Source organism: Melioribacter sulfuriphilus (assembly GCF_052656625.1).
Map to the genome: position 1 here is coordinate 122,187 of NZ_JBQXXK010000005.1, position 20,295 is coordinate 142,481.

The 20,295-nt window shown below is 35.8% G+C and carries 18 protein-coding genes; 13 read left to right on the forward strand and 5 right to left on the reverse strand.

From position 1 onward, the window contains the following. Positions 1-17 precede the first annotated feature (17 nt). Both pyk and ACUN8G_RS07880 read right to left on the reverse strand, forming a co-directional pair. Entirely contained in the window at positions 18-1,442 is a 1,425-nt protein-coding gene (gene pyk / locus ACUN8G_RS07875; RefSeq protein ID WP_437346305.1) for a pyruvate kinase, read from the reverse strand. Positions 1,443-1,529: 87 nt separating this feature from the next. Next, entirely contained in the window at positions 1,530-3,962 is a 2,433-nt protein-coding gene (locus ACUN8G_RS07880) for a Lon protease family protein (protein WP_437346304.1), read from the reverse strand. A 98-nt stretch (positions 3,963-4,060) separates the two neighbouring features. On the opposite strand from ACUN8G_RS07880, the gene lgt reads away from it, so the two are divergent. The 4 genes from lgt to ACUN8G_RS07900 are packed head-to-tail and all read left to right on the forward strand — an operon-like array spanning position 4,061 to position 7,869. Then, the gene (gene lgt / locus ACUN8G_RS07885) at positions 4,061-4,870 is read left to right on the forward strand and encodes a prolipoprotein diacylglyceryl transferase (RefSeq protein WP_445480924.1); all 810 of its coding nucleotides are present in this window, start codon (positions 4,061-4,063) and stop codon (positions 4,868-4,870) included. 10 nt (positions 4,871-4,880) lie between these two features. Beyond that, positions 4,881-6,008: a TolB family protein gene (locus tag ACUN8G_RS07890; RefSeq protein WP_437346302.1), complete on the forward strand. Its 1,128-nt coding sequence runs from the start codon at positions 4,881-4,883 to the stop codon at positions 6,006-6,008. A gap of 2 nt (positions 6,009-6,010) precedes the next feature. After that, the gene (locus tag ACUN8G_RS07895; protein WP_437346301.1) at positions 6,011-6,436 is read left to right on the forward strand and encodes a hypothetical protein; all 426 of its coding nucleotides are present in this window, start codon (positions 6,011-6,013) and stop codon (positions 6,434-6,436) included. 2 nt (positions 6,437-6,438) lie between these two features. Beyond that, complete coding sequence (locus ACUN8G_RS07900; RefSeq protein ID WP_437346300.1) at positions 6,439-7,869, forward strand: RsmB/NOP family class I SAM-dependent RNA methyltransferase; 1,431 nt, start codon at positions 6,439-6,441, stop codon at positions 7,867-7,869. A gap of 10 nt (positions 7,870-7,879) precedes the next feature. Here ACUN8G_RS07900 and ACUN8G_RS07905 read toward each other — a convergent pair whose 3' ends face one another. Next, the gene (locus tag ACUN8G_RS07905) at positions 7,880-8,821 is read right to left on the reverse strand and encodes a hydrogen peroxide-inducible genes activator (protein ID WP_437346299.1); all 942 of its coding nucleotides are present in this window, start codon (positions 8,819-8,821) and stop codon (positions 7,880-7,882) included. Positions 8,822-9,021: 200 nt separating this feature from the next. On the opposite strand from ACUN8G_RS07905, the gene katG reads away from it, so the two are divergent. The 9 genes from katG to ACUN8G_RS07950 all read left to right on the forward strand — a co-directional run bounded on the left by katG (position 9,022) and on the right by ACUN8G_RS07950 (position 18,245). After that, the gene (katG, locus tag ACUN8G_RS07910; protein WP_437346298.1) at positions 9,022-11,214 is read left to right on the forward strand and encodes a catalase/peroxidase HPI; all 2,193 of its coding nucleotides are present in this window, start codon (positions 9,022-9,024) and stop codon (positions 11,212-11,214) included. A gap of 97 nt (positions 11,215-11,311) precedes the next feature. Continuing rightward, on the forward strand, positions 11,312-11,866 hold the full coding sequence (locus ACUN8G_RS07915; RefSeq protein WP_437346297.1) for an SRPBCC family protein: 555 nt from the start codon (positions 11,312-11,314) through the stop codon (positions 11,864-11,866). Positions 11,867-12,094: 228 nt separating this feature from the next. After that, a complete protein-coding gene (locus ACUN8G_RS07920) occupies positions 12,095-12,445 on the forward strand; it encodes a DUF2200 domain-containing protein (protein WP_437346296.1) in 351 nt (116 codons plus the stop codon). A 411-nt stretch (positions 12,446-12,856) separates the two neighbouring features. Next, complete coding sequence (locus ACUN8G_RS07925; RefSeq protein ID WP_437346295.1) at positions 12,857-13,699, forward strand: phytoene/squalene synthase family protein; 843 nt, start codon at positions 12,857-12,859, stop codon at positions 13,697-13,699. Positions 13,700-13,707: 8 nt separating this feature from the next. Then, the gene (locus ACUN8G_RS07930; RefSeq protein WP_437346294.1) at positions 13,708-14,355 is read left to right on the forward strand and encodes a carotenoid biosynthesis protein; all 648 of its coding nucleotides are present in this window, start codon (positions 13,708-13,710) and stop codon (positions 14,353-14,355) included. Between the two features lie 6 nt (positions 14,356-14,361). Further along, positions 14,362-14,979 carry a lysophospholipid acyltransferase family protein gene (locus ACUN8G_RS07935; protein WP_437346293.1) on the forward strand — a complete coding sequence of 206 codons (618 nt, stop codon included), beginning with the start codon at positions 14,362-14,364 and terminating at the stop codon, positions 14,977-14,979. Further along, a complete protein-coding gene (locus ACUN8G_RS07940; RefSeq protein WP_445480925.1) occupies positions 14,976-16,061 on the forward strand; it encodes a glycosyltransferase family 2 protein in 1,086 nt (361 codons plus the stop codon). The genes ACUN8G_RS07935 and ACUN8G_RS07940 overlap by 4 nt, the downstream gene beginning before the upstream one ends. A gap of 83 nt (positions 16,062-16,144) precedes the next feature. Beyond that, positions 16,145-16,768 (forward strand): tetratricopeptide repeat protein, encoded by a 624-nt coding sequence (locus ACUN8G_RS07945; protein WP_437346291.1) that lies wholly within the window; start codon positions 16,145-16,147, stop codon positions 16,766-16,768. Between the two features lies 1 nt (position 16,769). Further along, positions 16,770-18,245 carry a phytoene desaturase family protein gene (locus ACUN8G_RS07950; protein ID WP_437346290.1) on the forward strand — a complete coding sequence of 492 codons (1,476 nt, stop codon included), beginning with the start codon at positions 16,770-16,772 and terminating at the stop codon, positions 18,243-18,245. A gap of 58 nt (positions 18,246-18,303) precedes the next feature. Here ACUN8G_RS07950 and glnA read toward each other — a convergent pair whose 3' ends face one another. Next, positions 18,304-19,734 carry a type I glutamate--ammonia ligase gene (gene glnA / locus ACUN8G_RS07955; protein ID WP_437346289.1) on the reverse strand — a complete coding sequence of 477 codons (1,431 nt, stop codon included), beginning with the start codon at positions 19,732-19,734 and terminating at the stop codon, positions 18,304-18,306. Between the two features lie 9 nt (positions 19,735-19,743). Next, the gene (locus ACUN8G_RS07960) at positions 19,744-20,190 is read right to left on the reverse strand and encodes an Lrp/AsnC family transcriptional regulator (RefSeq protein ID WP_437346288.1); all 447 of its coding nucleotides are present in this window, start codon (positions 20,188-20,190) and stop codon (positions 19,744-19,746) included. Positions 20,191-20,295: the final 105 nt, after the last annotated feature.

Below are 20,295 nucleotides of genomic sequence, written 5' to 3' on the forward strand. Positions count from 1 at the left end.
TAATATTTGTTTATAAACTATACAATCGAATAACGGAGCCAGCTTCGTCTACCGTCGCATAACGGTTGACCTGCAGCAAAAATAACCACATCACCGTCTTTAATCAAGTTTTTTTCTTTCAGTAGTTTCATCGATTCACTAATAGCGGTTTCTTCATCGTGGATATGGGAATGATAAAAGGGTTTAATTCCCCAGTGCAGGTTCAACGTGTTTAGCGTTTCGAATTTATCCGAGATTGCAAAGATCGAAGCATTTGGTCTGAACTTTGATATAATATTTGCTTTTGAACCGAAGTGAGTAAAAATTACAATTGCAGCAGCGTTCAGTTGTTCCGAAATAAGAGCGATGCCTGCGCCGGTGGCGTCGACCATATTTTCAAATATATTTTCAGGCTTTTCGTACTTTGTTTTTTTTCTCATACCGGGGTCGGCTTCGGTAGTTAAAAGAATTTCGTTCATAATTTTAACTGCGTCTACTGGATATTTGCCCACAGAGGTTTCGCCGCTTAGCATTACAACATCGGTTCCGTCCCAGACAGCATTTGCAATGTCGGAAGCCTCGGCCCGCGTTGGAACGGGATTATGAATCATGGACTCAAGCATTTGAGTTGCAGTTATAACGAGTTTGCCAGTTTCATTACAACGTCGAATAATTTTTTTCTGAATAATAGGCACAAGATGAGGACCCAGTTCAACTCCGAGATCGCCTCGTGCGACCATAATTCCATCTGATTCTTTCAATATTTCTTCGAAATTATCGACAGCTTCCTGCTTTTCAATTTTAGCAATCAATGGAATATTATAGCCTCGTTCGTTGAGCCATGCCCGCAAACCTCTTATATCTTCTGCCTGCCGAACAAAAGAGAGAGCAATAAAATCGACTCGGTACTGAAGCGCAAATTCGAGATTCTCATAGTCCTTATCGGTAACAGAAGGCGTGCTTAATTTCATTCCCGGCAGATTCATCCCTTTACGTGGTTTTAAGGTACCACCTTCTAAAATTGTACAGACAAGTTTATTGTTTTTCTTTTCGGCAACTTTGAGCTTTATCAGTCCATCGTCGATTAAAATTACTTCGTCCTTTTTTGCATCTTTAATCAGATCCTTATAACTGGTTGAAATTATTTCTTCCGTTCCTGGGATCTCCTCAGTAGTAATTTCAATTTTATTGCCGGTCTTAATTTCAATTTCTGGCTTGGTAAGTTCACCGATTCGAATTTTGGGTCCCTGTAAATCGACCAAAATCGGGATCGGAAGAGATTTTTCCACGCAAATGCTGTGAATTAAATTAAAGAGCCTTTTAAAATATTCCTTGTCGCCGTGTGAAAAGTTAAGGCGGATACCGTCGGCGCCAGCGTCGATTAATGCTTCGAGTTGCTCTTTTGAATCTGTGGCAGGTCCGAGTGTGACTAAAATTTTTGTTTTTGCAAATGCCGGCTTCATTACGTTAAAAGATTATTTTTGATAAAACAAAAATAATACAATTAACCGAAACAAATTTAATGCGTAGAACTGAAATTCATTATTTTTTTAGTTTTTTCTGCTACCCTGTTTCGATTTTTTTAGCATCGATTCGAGTTCCTTTTCAACTTTGTAGAAAAGCGTGTTTACCTCGTGTTTGCCCGTTTTCAGTAATTTACCTGCTTTTATGCCTGTAAGAATTTCTACGGCTTCTTCGACTGTCTTTACAGCATAAATATGGAATCTTTTTTCTTTTACTGCATTTACAACTTCGTCTTTCAGCATTAAATCTTTTACGTTTTGGTGCGGAATAATGACGCCTTGCGAACCGTTCAATCCGCGTTTTTTGCAGACATCGAAAAAACCTTCGATTTTTTCGTTGACACCACCGATTGGTTGTATTTCACCTTTTTGATTGACCGAGCCTGTAATTGCAAGCGATTGTTTTATTGGAACGCCCGAAAGAGCCGATAGAAGAGCGCATATTTCAGAGATCGATGCGCTGTCGCCGTCGACCATGCTGTAACCCTGCTCGAATACAAGATTTGCATTGAATGAAAGATTCATTGAACGCCCGAATTTTTCTCTGAAATATCCAGAAATAATAAGTACTGCTTTGTTATGGGTTTTACCGCTTAAGCCAGCCTCTCTTTCTACATTAATTATGCTGCCATTACCAAGAGAGACTGTAGCTGTTATTCTTGTCGGTTTGCCGAATGAATAAACGCCTACATCATAAACAGCAAGCCCATTTACTGTTCCAATACGAGCGCCTTCAGTATCAATTAAAATGGTGCCTTCCTCTATAAATTCAGAAATCTTGGATTCGTATAATCCGTGACGTTCGATATATGAATTGTAAGCCTGGTCAACGTGGTAATCAGTTACAATTTTACTGCCATTGTCTTTTGCCCAGAAGTTAGCTTCACGAACAAGGTCAGCAATGTATGCAAATCGAGTTGTCAGTTTGTTCTTTTCACCGGCGTATCGTGCGCCGTATTCGATAAGCCGTGCAACTGCGCTTTTGTCGAATTCATATAACTTTTCGTTTTCGATTAATTTTTTGATTAAACGGGCGTATTCGTTTAATGCACTTTCGGAACGTTTCATTACATTGTCGAATTCAGCTTTGATCTTGAATATTTTATTGAAGTCGTCTTCGTAAAATGATAAATAAGAATAGATATAATTATTCCCGATAAGAATTATTTTTGTGTCGATTTCGATCGGTTCGGGTTTGAGAATTGAAGGTGAGAACTGGTAAACGTTGGCAATGTCCTGAATTTCAAGTTTGCCGTAGAGCAATGTGCGTTTGAGAGCTTTCCAGACGCCTGGTTCGCCAAGTGCATCGAGTGCATTAATAACGAGAAATCCACCGTTAGCTCTGAGAATCGAGCCGGCTTTGATACGTGTAAAGTCGGCATACCATCCGCCACGTCCGTCGTTTATCTTTTCAATTGTGCCGAACAAATTTGTATATGTTGGCGAGGTCTCAATTATAACAGGCGTGGCTTTTGTGTTTGAATTATCGAGAATGATATTAACTTCGTATTCTTTTAGATAATCGATTACCGTCCCATCTTCAGCTTCTTCTTGAATTGGTTTCTGTCCTTTGAATATTTCAATATTCAAAAGAATATTTTCTGTAACCTGATCCAGATAATGTCTAATCTTGCTGTCTTTATATTTTTTCCTTAAATCTTCTATTGTAAGCTTAACAATTGAGGATACAGATTCAGTTTCCAGCTGGTTTATTTTTTCCTGATACATCTGTGTTAGCTTAAGGCTTTCAACAAATATCTGCTGAAGTTCTTCCTGGTAAGAAGAATATTTGCTGATAATTTCGTTGGCTTTTTCGGAATTAATTTTGCCTTCGCGTACAAATTCCTGAATCTGTTGAACGAATACAGGTTTATTGTCGATCAATGCAAGTATTTCGGGTCGAACCATTTCGCCTGATTTTACTTCGCCGAGAGTAAAATTATCTTTTCTCAATTTTTCTTCGAAGCCAGTCATTATAGCCCGTTGTTGTTTGCCATATTCCGAAAGGAGTTGCTTTTTGCGGCTGACAAAAGGCTCCGAATTTAATACGTTTGGAATTCTTTCCTGAAGGAATCGTATTGTCCTTTTCAACTCATTTCTGAATTTTTTAGCCTGTCCTGCCTTGAATTTAAGCAATATTGGTCTGTCGATATCCTTGAAATTATTTACGTATGCATAATCGAATAATTTTTCGTCTTCGGCTGGAGCAATCGATTCAAGCATTTTTTTGATTGTAGTCAATTTTCCTGTGCCAGATAAACCTGTGACGAAAATATTGTAACCGGGGCTGCGCAGCTCAACGCCAATTTTCAGAGCTTTCAATGCACGCTCCTGTCCCACAATACCTTCAATCGGTTTAATGCTTTTTGTATCTTCGAAATCGAACACTGATGTGTCGCATCTCCATTTGAGTTCTTCCGAGGTAAGTGCTCTGTGATGCGGAGCTTTCTTAAGAGGCATAATAAATCCTGTACGAATTTAACGGTAAGTTTAATATAAACAAAAAAGAAATAAGTTAGGCTCCTATTCTTAATTTTATTAAATTTTAGGAAAACAATTTGAGGCAATGGTTGATTTACTGGGATGTTAATCCAGAAATATTCAAACTTGGACCGTTTTCGATAAGATGGTATGGTCTTTTGTTTGCACTCGGATTCATTATTGGATTTCAGATAATGTCGTATATTTTCCGAAAGGAAAATAAAAATGAGAACGACCTTAATGATCTGCTCTGGTATATGATTGTCGGAACAGTTATTGGTGCACGTCTCGGCCATTGTTTGTTCTATAACCCTTCTTACTATCTTTCCAATCCACTCGAAATTTTACAGGTCTGGAAAGGTGGGCTTGCAAGTCACGGTGCTGGAATTGGTATTCTTACAGCTATTTATTTTTTTACAAAAAAATATAACAATTATTCATTCTTCTGGCTGATGGACAGACTGGTAATTACTGTTGCGCTTGGAGGTTCGTTCATCAGACTGGGCAATCTTTTCAATTCCGAAATTATAGGAGTTCCTACGGGCAGCGACTGGGGATTTGTTTTTATGCATGTCGATAGTATTCCGAGGCATCCCGCTCAATTATACGAATCGATTGCTTATCTACTTGTGTTTGTTTTTCTTTTCTTCTTTTATTATAAGAAAGAAGGGAATTTTAAAGAAGGTCTTCTCTTCGGATATTTTTTAATTATCGTTTTTACATTCCGATTTTTCGTAGAATTTGTTAAAGAAAACCAGACTTATTTTGAAGAAGGAATGATCCTGAACATGGGGCAAATTCTTAGTATACCATTTGTTATTGCGGGATTTTATTTAGTAATGAGAAAGAATTCTAAATCCATTAAAATTAACAGACGCAATTCCTGAAAGGTCTAAAATGAAAAGAGTATTTATTGTAATAAATTTACTATGGTTTACTTGTCTATTAACAGCGCAGGAATATAATCCCGCTGCTGATACACTCCGTTTCGAAGCTGAGCATCATCTTCGAAACATACGCCAGTTGACTTTCGGAGGTAATAATGCCGAAGCTTACTGGAGTTTTGACAACAAGGAACTTGTATTTCAGAGCGACTGGAAAAAAATTAATGAGCAAGGTTGCGATCAGATTTTTAGAATGAATGCTGACGGCAGTGCTTATGAAAATGGCCTCAAATACAAAATGATTTCAACAGGTAAGGGGAGAACAACTTGCAGCTATTTTCTAAAAGACGGCAGAATTATCTATTCTTCCACACACGCTGCCGATACACTATGTCCCGAATCAAAAATGTTTGCAGCCGGTAGATATGTCTGGCCAATTTATGATACGTATGATATTTATATTTGTGACCCTGATGGAAGCAATCTAAAATTATTGATAGGAGGAAAAGGCTACGACGCCGAAGCTACAGTTTCTCCCGACGGGAAATACATTGTTTTTACTTCCACACGCTCGGGCGACCTGGAATTGTGGCGATATGAATTAGAAACGGGGGATTTGATTCAACTTACAGATGAACTCGGGTATGACGGTGGGGCATTCTTTTCGCCTGATTCAAGAATGATTGTTTGGCGGGCAAGCAGACCCAGAGGCAAAGATGCTGAAATTTACAAACAACTTTTGAAAGAAGGTTACGTCGAACCTAAGGCCCTCAATATTTATGTGGCCGATATCGATGGCAAAAATGTAAGACAGGTTACCAACCTGCCTGGTGCAAATTGGGCACCGTTTTTCCACCCGGATGGCAAACGAATTTTATTTTCTTCGAACCACCATTCAATTGACAAAGGCGGACGATTGTTCGACATTTTTATGATTAACATCGACGGCTCCGGTCTCGAAAAAATTACAAATTCCGGCACATTCGACGCTTTCCCGATGTTTTCATTCGACGGGAAAAAATTTGTCTTTTGTTCGAATAGGAATGCCGAAAGGAAAACTTCGAGAGACACAAACGTTTTTGTAGCCGACTGGATCGAATATCCGGATGAACGGGACACGGGCTTCAAAGCGGTAAAATAATTATGAACGAAAAAGAATTTATTGCACTGCGCATTGAACTTTTAAAACAATCGATGAACTATTTCCCTGTCGATTTTATTAACGAAGTCGATACTGAATTGCTCAAAATGCCTCAATGTAACTTGTTATTGGCTCCGCCTCTTTTCGACACATACGAACTCGTTGACGAAAAAGGTAATACTTACTTTCATACGGATAATTTATACAGGGCTAAATATATAATCTATGCCAATTCAAAAAAACCGAATACAATTGTAATTCCAAAAAATCCAGAAGAAATTGAAAATGCAGTCAGGCAATACGAAGCTTATCTCGATAATTTGCTGAGAGAAATCGAAAAGGATTACAAAAAAGAATTTCCTGAATTAAAAAATCATATTGCGGTTGCAAATAAAATCTTCAACTCGCTCAATTTAATCAGGCTTTGAATTTGATTGAAATAGGAAAGAATATAACCGAATACCTGCGCGATAATTTTGACGAAGAATACCTGAGCCGTTTTGTTGAATTTTATGAATCGGAACCGAAGACACATATTCGCATTTCACCGTATACCGATAAGCACAAATTGTTCGAATCACTATCGCTTTACGGAATTGAACTCAAGAGTGTGGAAAGAGTTCCAGATGCTTATGAAGTAATACAAGGAACGAATATGGTCGGTAAAACAGTCGACTATATCCTGGGCGCTTATTATATTCAAAGCCTTTCGTCGATGCTACCTGCGCTTGTCCTCAGTCCTCAAGCCAATCATAAAACTCTCGATTTATGTGCAGCACCTGGATCAAAAACTACTCAGCTTTCGGAATTAATGGAGAACAGAGGCACATTAATTTCCAACGACATTTCACTCGACCGTTTACGCGTGTTGATGTATAACATCGATAAAATGAAAGTGGTTAATGCTGGGGTATTAAATAAAAAAGGTGAGCTACTCAGCACTTATTTTGACGAATATTTCGACCGTATTTTAATTGACGCACCTTGCAGCGCTCTTGGAATAATTCAGAAAAAAGGGGAAGTAAGCAACTGGTGGAACAGGAATAAGGTGACAGGCATTGCCGAAATTCAATATAAATTACTTGTTAGTGGAATTCGTATGCTAAAAGTTGGAGGCGTAATGGTCTATTCCACATGCACTCTAACGCTGGAAGAAAATGAATTTGTACTGAATAAAATTCTCGAAAAATATCCCGTTGAACTAATTGACATCGAGTTGCCGGTCAAATATAGAGAAGCGTTTACTGAAATAAAAGGACTGAAATTAAATCCCACAATTTCAAAAGCAAAAAGAATAGTTCCGTGGGATACAGGCTCGGAAGGATTTTTCGTTGCAAAAATAATCAAGACTGATAGGACTGATAAAAGAAATCTTGACGGAGGGCGATTGAAAAACGAAATTAGATTGTTGAACGCTAATTCACGCGATATAAAAAATTATTTGTTGGAAGTTTCGAATTACTACGGTTTCGATAATACAATATTTGAAAACTATCGATTTATACAGAGGAGTAAAGATATCTATTTTGTCGATGGCAGTTGGGACTCGATTCATACAGGACTTTTCAACCGGATTGGTTCAAAGTTTGGAGCAATCGATAAAAAAGATATCGTGCAACTCCATATGCTTGCCGCGCAAATATTCGGTAAATATGCAACTAAAAACAGAATTGAACTAAATAATAAAACTGAACTGGAAAACTATTTCAAGGGTGGAACAATCAAAAGGACATTCGAAGCAAAAGGCCAAAAAATAGTTTTCTATCAAGGTAAAGTACTTGGAACTGCGGTGGCATCCTCTGAGGGTTTGAAAAGTCAATTTCCGCGTGCGTTCAGAACGCAGGAGATAGTAACGCCGTGATTGTTTAGAGTTAATGAATTATTAGTCCATCTTTGTTCTCTTTCAGTTCTTTGGGAATAACTTTCAATATCTCTTCCTTAAGTGCCTCGAGAAGATGTTTCTTTATAAAAGTGCTGGAATAAACAAATCCGATTTCTCTTTTGGGCACAGGTTTAACGAATTCTTTTATTTGTTTTGACTTGTTTCTGTCTTTAATATATTGCAGAGAAAGGTAAGGCAACAAAGTCATTCCGAAGTTTTGTTCGACCAATTTAATCAGAGTATCCAGATTACCGCTTTCGAAAACAACTTTTGTTCCTTTAGATACCCAATCTGTCTCATCAGTTTTACAAACAGATAGAGTTTGTTCTCTGAGACAGTGCCCTTCTTTAAGCAACAAAAAATCGTTTACATTCAGGTCATTTTGACTTATTCTGTTTTTCTTCATCAATTTATGGTTTGGTGGTAGAAATGCTACAAACGGTTCATAGTATAGAGTTTCTGTAATTAAATTACTGTTCGACGAACGGAGTGCAATAATACCGATATCGAAGTTCCCTTTGTGAATACCGTTAATAATTTCATCCGTAGTTACCTCGTCGATTATTAGTTCAACTTCGGGATACTTGCTGATAAAATTACGTAAGAACATCGGTAACAGATAAGATGATACTGTTGGAATTATAGCTACTTTTAAAGTTCCGGCAAAAACTCCTTTTTCAATTTGCAGTAAAATGTTGATTCTTTCTTTCTCTTTCAGAATTTGTTTTGCCTGAGCTATAATTTTTTCGCCTATTGCGGTTAGAGCAATCGGGAATTTGTCCCGCCTGAAAATTTTCACACCTAATTCTTCTTCGAGTTTTTGAATTTGCATGCTGAGCGTTGGTTGCGTAACGTGACAATTCTTTGCAGCTTCAGAAAAACTACCGAACTTCTCCACCGCAACTAAATATTCGAGTTGAATAATTGTCATTTTTACCTATAAAAAATATCTATGCGAATATAAAAATTATTGATTTGATTTATAGCTATAATTATACGATCTTTTATCTGTAATTAATTGAAATAAATTCGACGAATTAGTAAACGGGCAAGTATAATCCGCTTTGTTCTACTATAATCAAGATTGAATAAACTATCTAAATTATTAAACAAAAAATGTGAGGAAAAAAAATGAGCAACATTAATAACGAAGGAGCAAGGTGTCCCTTTCCGCATGGAGCTGGTGCAAAGGGAACAACCAATCAGGATTGGTGGCCTGACCGTCTACGCCTTAATATTTTAAGGCAGCATTCGGAATTATCCAATCCGCAGGACAAAGATTTCAATTACAAAGAAGCATTCAATAGTCTCGATTACGAAGCGCTCAAAAAGGATTTGAAAGATTTAATGAAGCAATCGCAGGACTGGTGGCCTGCTGATTTTGGTCATTATGGACCTTTATTTATTAGAATGTCGTGGCATGCAGCTGGTACATACAGAATCGGCGATGGCAGGGGCGGTGCAAACGGTGGTTTTCAACGTTTCGCTCCTTTGAACAGCTGGCCCGACAATGCAAATTTAGATAAAGCACGCCGTCTTCTCTGGCCGATTAAGAAAAAATATGGCAACAAAATATCATGGGCTGACTTGCTGGTTCTTGCTGGCAATGTGGCAATGGAGGACATGGGCTTTAAAACCTTCGGCTTTGGTGGCGGTAGAGAAGATGCATGGGAACCCGATGAAAGTATTTACTGGGGGTCGGAAAAAGAATGGCTCTCGGATAAAAATCGTTATGAAGGCGAACGCAATTTAGAAAATCCACTGGCAGCAGTCCAAATGGGGCTAATTTATGTTAATCCGGAAGGTCCTGGTGGAAATCCCGATCCAGTTGCAGCAGCAAAAGATATCAGGGAAACTTTCAGACGCATGGGAATGAACGACGAGGAAACCGTAGCTCTTATCGCCGGAGGTCATACATTTGGAAAAACTCACGGTCAGGGCGATCCAAAATTGATGGGTCCCGAACCCGAAGCAGCCGACCTGGAAGAACAGGGTCTCGGATGGAAATATAAATATAAATCCGGCAAAGGTCCTGATACTTTAACCGGAGGGCCGGAATTAACCTGGACTACAACCCCGACAAAGTGGGGACACGATTTTTTCAAACATCTTTTCGAATATGAATGGGAGTTGACAAAAAGTCCGGCAGGTGCATATCAATGGGTTGCAAAAAATGCAGAACCAACTGTACCCGATGCACACGACCCGAATAAAAAACATCTGCCTGGTATGCTAACTACCGACCTCTCATTACGATTTGATCCCGTATATGAAAAGATTTCGAGAAAATTCTACGAAAATCCTGAATTGTTTGCTGATGCTTATGCACGCGCATGGTTCAAACTACTTCATAGGGATATGGGTCCAAAGACGAGATATCTCGGTCCCGAGGTGCCCGAAGAAGATTTGATATGGCAGGATCCAATTCCACCGATTGATTACAAACTGGTTGACAAAAACGATATAGCTGATTTAAAGAAAAATATTCTCTCATCAGGTCTTTCAATACAGGAACTGGTTACAACGGCATGGGGTTCGGCATTTACGTATCGTAATTCGGATAAAAGAGGCGGTGCCAATGGCGCACGTATAAGACTGGAACCTCAAAAAAACTGGGAAGTTAACAACCCTCCGCAGTTGAAAAAAGTTCTTAACGTTCTCGAAAAGATTCAGAGCGAATTCAATTCAAGGCAGAAAGACGGAAAAAAAATTTCACTTGCTGATTTGATTGTTCTAGCCGGCTCTGCTGCTGTCGAAAAAGCTGCTAAGGATGCAGGCTATGATATCGAAGTGCCCTTTACTCCGGGTAGAAATGATACAACTCAGGAATTGACAGACGTAGAATCATTTGAAGTACTGGAACCAATTGCAGACGGATTCCGCAATTATGCCAAAGAAAACGTTGCTGTTTGTGCAGAACACGTTTTAATCGATAAATCTCAACTACTTACTCTTTCAGTTCCAGAAATGACTGTGCTTGTAGGTGGTATGCGTGCTTTGAAAGCAAATTATGACAATTCAGAATACGGCATTTTTACCGATCGACCAGGTCAATTGACCAATGATTTCTTTGTCAATTTACTCGATATGAGTACCGAATGGAAACCATTGGATGATAAAAAGAAGGTATTTGAAGGACGCGATAGGAAAACAGGAAAACCGAAATGGAAAGCAACACGCGTTGACCTGATTTTTGGACATAATTCAGAATTAAGAGCTGTTGCAGAATTCTATGCCTGTGACGACAATAAAGAAAAATTCGTTAGAGACTTTGTCAAAGCCTGGACGAAAGTAATGGAACTCGACAGATTCGATTTGAAATAAATCATCTAAAGTTAGAATTCTTGATTAACCTAAGCCGCGGCAAAAAGCTGCGGCTTAATTTTTAAATGACAGTTTATTTAATAAAATAAAATTTGCTGTGAAAATAATATTAATAATTCTCGTTGTTATAGTTGCAGTATTGGTCGTCTATTATTTCTCTGAAAGCAACAAATTCAATAAGTATATTTCATATAATTATACTGACAATTTCAAGATACCTGCAAATAAAAAGGCTTCCGTTTATGCAAATGCTCAAATCAAAATAGGAAGTAAAATTGATAATGTATGGAATCTTCTTACAAATATTGAAAGATGGGTTGATTGGCAGAAAAATGTCAGCAGTGCAGAATTAGAAGGCAAGCTGAAAGCAGGCACAATTTTCAAATGGAAGGCTGGAGGTATTTCTTTTGAGTCAGAAATACATACATTCAAACCAACAAAATATTTTGGTTGGACAGGTCGTACGTTCGGTGCTTATGCTGTTCATAACTGGGAATTCGAATATGAAAATGATAGTACAGTTGTAACAGTAAATGAAAGTTTACAGGGTTTGCTACCGTCTTTATTCCCGAATTATTTTCAGCGTAATCTTGAACGCGGTATGAAAGAAAATCTTATTGAACTGAAAGAAGCCTGTGAAAAAATGAAGTGACCTGATCAAAGAAATACTGATTCATCAGAAAATAAGTCAAGCAACTATTTCCATTATTTTTTCAGATTCAACTGTAGGAAAATTACTAAAAACAAAATATTACATTATTTTTTCACGTTCTGAAAGATATGGTATTTGATTTATACAGTTGTTCTGTATATCCTTTAATAAGTTTTATAGAAAATTTTAAAGTTGAGTAGAATATGAAATAAAAAAGGGAAATTACTCATGCAGAATTCAAAAATATTTAAAATGCCATTTGCAAGCGTTTATCCTCATTACATAAATAAAGCTGAGAAAAAAGGGCATACAAAAGAGGAAGTCGATACTATCATTTGCTGGTTAACAGGATATGACAGAAAATCATTACAAAAACAGATTGACAAGAAAGTCGATTTTGAGACTTTTTTTGCAGAAGCTCCTCAAATGAATCCGAATACTTCAAAAATAAAGGGCGTTATTTGTGGTTATCGCGTCGAAGAGATTGAAGACCCACTCATGCAGAAGATTCGTTACATGGACAAACTAATCGACGAACTTGCAAAAGGCAAGGCAATGGATAAGATACTCAGAAAATAATGCCCATATTAACTTTGACTGCAAGTAAACCGCTAACTCGCAACTATCTATTAATCCCTCGAAGAAATTCGCTTCTTAAATAAATCATTGTTGTTATAAAAGATACTGGCAATATCGCAGTATAAATCTAACCGAAATTGGTTACTCCGAATATCTTAATAAGACTATACTGAGTTCTCTCTGAAAGATTTTAAGAGAGAAAGAGTTATTGCCGATTATCAAGAACGCTTTATTTTATTTACTGTCAAATAATTAAGTGATATCATTTTAATTATTTTTAAAAGATAACAATTTCTTTATATTACAAATAAGTCCTATTATTTACTTAAAATTATAGTAAAAGTAATGATTGATATAGAACTATTTCCATAAGCGTGAGTGTTTAGTCGACAACAATCGGCAATAATATAAATGAGTCTGGAGTTATATTCTAAAACCTCTTTTAAAATTTCTGGATTAATAACCAGACAGTACAGTACATCATTTTCGTGGGCAACCTTTTTTCTGGACAAAGAAAAACGGAATGCTATCTATGCTATTTATGGATTTGTCCGACTTGCAGATGAAATTGTTGATACTTTCCATGGCTTTGATAAGCCATTTTTACTTAATAAGCTTAAAGAAGATTTATATTATGCGATAGAAAACGGTATATCAACCAATCCTATATTAATGTCGTTTTCAGAAACCGTCAGGAAATATGGAATTACGAGAGAACAAATAGATTCTTTCCTGAATAGTATGGAGTCTGATTTGACAAAAAAGAATTATAAGAATCAGTACGAGATAAATAAATACGTATACGGTTCAGCTGACGTTGTTGGTTTAATGTGTCTAAAAGTATTTTGCAACAACAATTTTGAATTATATAAAAAATTGGAAATACCGGCACAAAAACTGGGATCTGCATTTCAAAAAGTAAATTTTTTGCGTGATTTAAGGAATGATATTTATGAACTAAATAGGAATTATTTTCCTGAAATAAAAGATAGAGTGTTTGATGAGAATTCTAAAAAAAATATTGAGAAAGAAATTGAAGCAGATTTCACTGAAGCATATCGAGGTATATGTCATTTACCAGGAAGAGCCAAATTAGCAGTAGCCATTGCATATTTTTACTATAAAACTTTGTTCGAAAAAATTAAAAAGGCTAAACCGGATCATGTACTTACAAAAAGAATGAGAATTTCAAATGTCAGAAAAATTTTTATTCTCCTTAAGGTAATTATTTTGTTTATAACGAATCGTATATAAAGTTGATTATGCGGCTACCTATTAAAAATGTATTTGCCGAATCTGAAATAAAAAAATTTATAGTAATTTATTACTTAGTTGGTCTTCTTGGATTTATAATACCAACGACTCGCGAATTATTTAAGGACTTAATCCCAGTTTCTATTATAATAAGTGCGTATTTGATTTTTATACTAGGTCAAAAATTTAAATTTCCTTCATATCTCGGCTTAATTTTAGTTTATCTCATTGGTTATTTTATCGAAGTCGCAGGTATTTATACCGGTTTAATTTTCGGTAAATATTTATATGGTAATTCTTTAGGACCAAAATTATTCGGAGTGCCGCTGATTATTGGTATCAACTGGCTTATTTTGTCATATGCGTCTGTTTCACTTCTTTCACAATTTAATTTTAAAAATACGTTAGTTTTATTCATTGCTCCCTTGTTTATGGTGATCTATGATTTATTTTTGGAGCAGGTGGCACATAAACTTAATATGTGGTATTGGCTAAATATAACAGTACCGATTAAAAATTATATAGCATGGTACATACTTGGATTCATTATGGTTTTGATTCTTCGGCTTTTTAGAGTGGATTTTAAGAATTCTTTTGCCCCACTTCTATTCTGCAGTCAGTTTATTTTCTTTTTATTATTATTTTTTTTGATGTGAATAGTTATGCTGAAATCAAAACATCACTTTTTTATATATCCAATGTTCAAAGTGCTTACAAGAATTTTGATTAAAATGAATTTCAAAGATGTTTTTATACAAGGCGATTATATAAACAGCGGTAAATCACTGCTAATTCTTGCCAATCATGTCAGTTGGTGGGACGGATTTTTTATTATGTATCTAAATCAAAAACTTTTGAAACGTAAATTTCATTTTATGATGTTGGAAGAACAGTTAAAAAAACATTGGTATTTTCAGTACAGTGGTGGATTTTCGGTTAAGAAGAAATCCCGTTCAGTCTTAGAAACAATTGACTATGCTGCAAAATTATTGTCGTGCAATGAAAATATGGTTCTTTTATTCCCGCAGGGTGAAATTAATTCAATTTATAACACAAATATTAAATTCGAAAGAGGAGTAGAATACATATTAAAAAAGTGTCCGGATAACGTCAATATATTATTTGTTGTTAATCTTATTGACTATTTTTCCAATAGGAAACCAAGTTTATACATGTTCATAAAAACGTGTAAGATTACTTATAAGGATGTCAGTATACTCGAGAGTGAGTATAATAAATTCTATACTGAGGCGATATACAAACATATAACTCAAAAATGAATTACCTGGCTTATATATCGTTTATTTTTATAACATTACAATTCATAAACACTCTGATCAATTATATTTTTCGACCCAAGTTGAGTGTATCGAATAATGATAAAAATGTAAAGGTATCAATCTTAATTCCTGCTCGCAATGAAGAAAAAAATATTGCAGAACTTATGAATAATCTCTATAAAATAAAAACTCCCATAATCGAAATAATAGTTTATAATGATAATTCATCTGATGACACAAAAAAAATTGTTGATGAATTTAAAAAATTGGATGATAGAATAACATTAATAGATGCTACAAATCTACCGGAAGGGTGGCGTGGAAAAAATTATGCATGTCATCAAATGGCAAATATTGCAAAAGGTGATTATTTACTTTTTATTGATGCAGATGTACGTCTTTATGGCAAAATAATAGATGATGCGATTGCCTATGCTAAAAGATACAATTTGGGATTATTGTCGATATTCCCAAAACAGCTAATGATTACATTAGGGGAAAGAATTACCGTACCTATTATGAATTACATACTTCTTACGTTACTTCCTCTGGAATTAGTAAGAATTTCACCATTTGCGTCGCAGGCTGCGGCAAATGGTCAATTCATGCTTTTTGAAGCAAACCTTTACAGAAAATATTTTCTTCATAAAATGTTTAAAAATTCAGTGGTCGAAGACATACATATAGCGAGATATTTGAAATCACAAAAAGTGAGAATTGGATGTATTGCAGGAGAAAATCGAGTTGTTTGTAGAATGTACAATTCCTATTCGGAAGCTTTAAAAGGATTTTCAAAAAATATCCTAATGTTTTTTGGCAATAGTTTTTCTTTATCATTACTTTTCTGGGCTCTTGTGGCTTTAGGATTTGTTCCAATACTTTTTGTTAATACTAATTATTTAGCAATCTATGTAATTGAGTTTGTTTTCATACAATTATTTTATTCCTTAACGAGCAATCAAAACTTTGTAATAAACTTACTTCTTTTTCCTCTGCAGCAATTCTTTTTGCTTCATGCAATAATTAATGCAATTTTAATTAAAATGGGAAAGCCTTATACATGGAAAGGAAGATATATTTAACATTTTTTCTATCAATTCTTTTTTTAAGTAGCTTATATTCTCAGAATAACAAATCGATTTATTATGCTTATGTGTATAATAATATGGAATTATGGAAAACGACCATCGATTCGATTGAAGAAAGAGGAATATTTTCGGACCAAGAATACCTTGAATTACTCAATTATTATTATGGATATATTGCCTGGAGTATTGACGGGAAAAAATATAACAGTGCCGAATACTATATCGAAAAATCAAAGAAAATTATTAAACATTTAGAAAATAAGCAGTACTGCCTTTCGTCTTTATATGCGTACAAGGCAGCTCTTATAGGATATGAGATTGGCATCTCTCAATATAAAGCTCCATTCATTGGTAGAAAAAGCCTCAAATATGCTACCCAAGCTATTAAAGCAGATTCTGAAAATCCGATGGGATATATACAATTAGGTAACATTGCATTTTATACTCCCGCTTTATTTGGTGGTTCAAAGAAAGAAGCTTTAGTACACTATCTACATGCATACGAATTAATGAAAAAAAATAAACATCAGATCAGATATAACTGGAATTATCTTAATCTGCTTGTAAGTATTATAAATACATATATTAAGTTGGAAGAATATGATAAAGCGGAGGAATTCTGTCTGATTGCTCTTGAAATTGAACCAGAATTTGATTGGGTGAAAAAAAATCTTTATCCAAAACTATTGGGGATGAAATAATATGAATAAAAAAGTATTGATTGTGGGTACGGGAATTGGTGGACTTGCAACGGGTCTGCGATTGGCTTCCAGAGGTTACAAAGTTATATTTGTCGAAAAAAATCATCAACCTGGTGGAAGGCTGAACCGAATTAAAGAAGCCGGATTTACTTTTGATACGGGGCCTAGCTTTTTTAGCATGCCTTACGAATTCGAAGAATTGATGAATGATTGTGGCATTTCTATGCCATTTGAATTTATTGAACTTAATCCTCTCTATACAGTTCATTTTAAGAATGGAGAGAAACCATTTTATATATATAAAGACATTGAAAAATTGAATGAACAACTTGAAAAATTAGAACCACAATTTGAAAGAAAATTTAGAGCTTATTTAAAAAAATGCGAGCAAATATATAAGGATACGGTTGATATTGTTATAAAGCAAAATTTTGATACAATTTTTGAATTTATTCTGGCGTTAATGAAAGTAAATCCCGCTCACCTTCCGGTTCTTATTAAATCTTTTTGGGAACAAACCAGTTCTTTTTTTGAATCGAAAGAATTAAGACAGATAATTTCTTTAATTGCTTTCTTTCTCGGGCGTACTCCTTTTGATACAAATGCCGTTTATACTTTATTATCTTACATAGAATTTAAATACACCGGATATTATAATGTAAAAGGTGGAATGTACACTATTGTTACAAGTCTAGTTAATCGTCTACGTGAATTGGAAGCTGAGTTTTATTATGATACCGAAATTGTGGATTTTAGAGGAAATAAAGATAAGCTAATATCGCTCATAGATCAAAATGGCAAAGAATGGAAAGCGGATCTCTTTGTAATAAATTCCGATGCAGCTTGGTTCAGGGGGAAAGTATTCAAACGCACAAAATTTTCTGATCAGAAGCTAAATAAAATGAACTGGACAATGGGTTATCTCACGGCTTATATCGGAGTTAATCGTAAATTGCAGCAGGTGGAACATCATAATTATTTTCTTGGTGATAATTTCGAAGAATATTCTCGCGATGTTATGCGTGATCCTGGAATTTTAGAGAAACCATATTATTATGTGAATGTAATTTCAAAATATAATAATGAATGTGCTCCCGAAGGGTGTGAAGCACTTTTCTTTGTATGTCCAGTGCCGAATCTAATTTATAAAAAAGACTGGTCAGATAGGGATTCAATTGTAAATAGTATAATAAATGATTTCTCGGAAAGAATTGGTGAAGACATTTCCAAAGATATAATTTATAAAAAAGCTTTTACTCCATTAGAATGGCAGGACCAATTTAATTTATATAAAGGTTCTGGCTTAGGACTAGCACATGATATAAAACAGGTGGGTGCCTTTCGTCCCAAAAATTTTGATGAACAATTTAAAAATACTTTTTACGTAGGAGCTTCTACCGTACCAGGCGCAGGCTTGCCGATGGCAGTTATTAGTTCTCGGCTGGTTGCTGAACGTATATATGATTCAAAAATATAAAATCCCGGCTATGCATAAATGCATAAACCGGGATAAAATAGATGAGGGAGGAAGTTCTTTATACATCGAAATATTGCTCGAATTCGAACGGATGAGGTCTTAATGCCATCGGTTTGACCTCTCTTTCCAATTTATAATTAATCCATGCATTAATTACATCTTCACTAAATACGTTACCTTTTAACAAATACTCGTGATCGTCGGCAAGAGCTCTGAGTGCTGCCCCGAGCGATTCCGGAGTTGAAGGTACGTCTTTCAATTCTTCGGGCGACATATCATAAATATCCTTGTCGAGCGGATCTCCTGGATCAATACGATTCATAACCCCATCAAGACCTGCCATTAATATTGCCGAGAATGCCAGATATGGATTGCTCGAAGGGTCAGGGCAACGGAATTCAATTCGTTTTGCCTTCGGTGAATTCGAATACATTGGTATTCTTATCGAGGCACTTCTATTGCGTTGTGAATATGCAAGATTAACGGGAGCTTCAAATCCCGGAACAAGTCGTTTGTATGAATTTGTTGTAGGATTCGTAAATGCAAGAAGGGAGGGGGCGTGTTTCAAAATACCACCAATAAAATAGAGAGCAGTTTCACTTAAACCAGCGTAACCACCACCTGCAAAAAGTGGTTTGTTTTTCAGCCATAAACTGACGTGAACATGCATGCCGCTACCATTGTCTCCAAAAATCGGTTTGGGCATATATGTTACAGTCTTGTTATGCTTGCGGGCAGTATTTTTAACAATATATTTGAATAATAATAACTGATCGGCGGCTTTAAGAAGCGGAGCAAATTTCATGTCAATTTCACACTGACCACCGCTAGCAACTTCGTGATGCTGTGCTTCAACTTCGATGCCTACTTTTAAAAGATTTTGCACCATTTCATTCCTTAAATCCATCAACTGGTCTGTAGGTGGAACAGGGAAGTATCCTTCTTTATAACGTGGTTTATATCCAAGATTAGGATTTTCTTCTCGTCCGGAATTCCATTTGCCTTCAATCGAGTCGACTTGATAAAAAGCAAAATTTGGTCCGGAATCGAAACGGACATCGTCGAAAACAAAGAATTCGGCTTCAGGACCGAAATATGATGTGTCGGCAAGACCTGTCGATTTAAGGTATGCTTCGGCTTTTTGAGCAATATTACGAGGGCAACGGTCGTATTTTTCTTTTGTTGCCGGCTCATAAACATCACAAATTAAGGAAATAGTCGGGGCTTCGATAAATGGATCAAAAAACATTGTATCAGGATCGGGTATTATAATCATATCGCTTTCATTAATTCTTTTCCATCCCCTGATAGATGAACCATCGAACCCAAATCCATTTTCAAAGGATGATTCGTCGAATACTCTAATTGGTACAGTAAAATGCTGCCATTGCCCGGGGAAATCCATGAATTTCAAATCGACGAATTCAATCTTATTCTTTTCTATATAAGAAAGAATTTTTTCGACTGCAGATTCTTTTTCTTTGCCCATTGCTTACTCCTATAGATTTATTTTTGTTGTTTCTTTAATAGTTGATAAAATAAAATTAGTAACAGTACGAGTAACTCCCGGCCAGGATTGAATCTTATTAAGCAACTGTTCGAGGGATTTAGTATCCTTAACGATTGCTTTCAATATGTGTGAACCTTCACCCAGAACAGCATAGCATTCGAGAATTTCCGGAGTCTTTTTAACGTGCTCGGCAAGTTTTTCATAGTTCTTCGAGGAATCCATCATAACAATAATGAATGCCATAATATCGTAGCCGAATACGTGTCGATTAAGTTTGGCGTAGTAGCCTTCAATGATTCCATGTTCTTCCAGCTTTTTGAGCCGTTCGCTGAGCGAAGGGAGGGATAAGCCGATCAATTCGGCAAGTTCGCTCCGCTTTGTCCTGCCATTTTCCTGAAGTTTTTTCAGTATGGCAATATCTAAGTCGTCTAACATAGCACACTCTTATTTATTTAGGTTAATGTAAAATTGTGACTTAAAATATAAGGTATGCAAAATTGAGATGCAAATATTTTCTTAAAAAAATTGGAACTTTTGTAT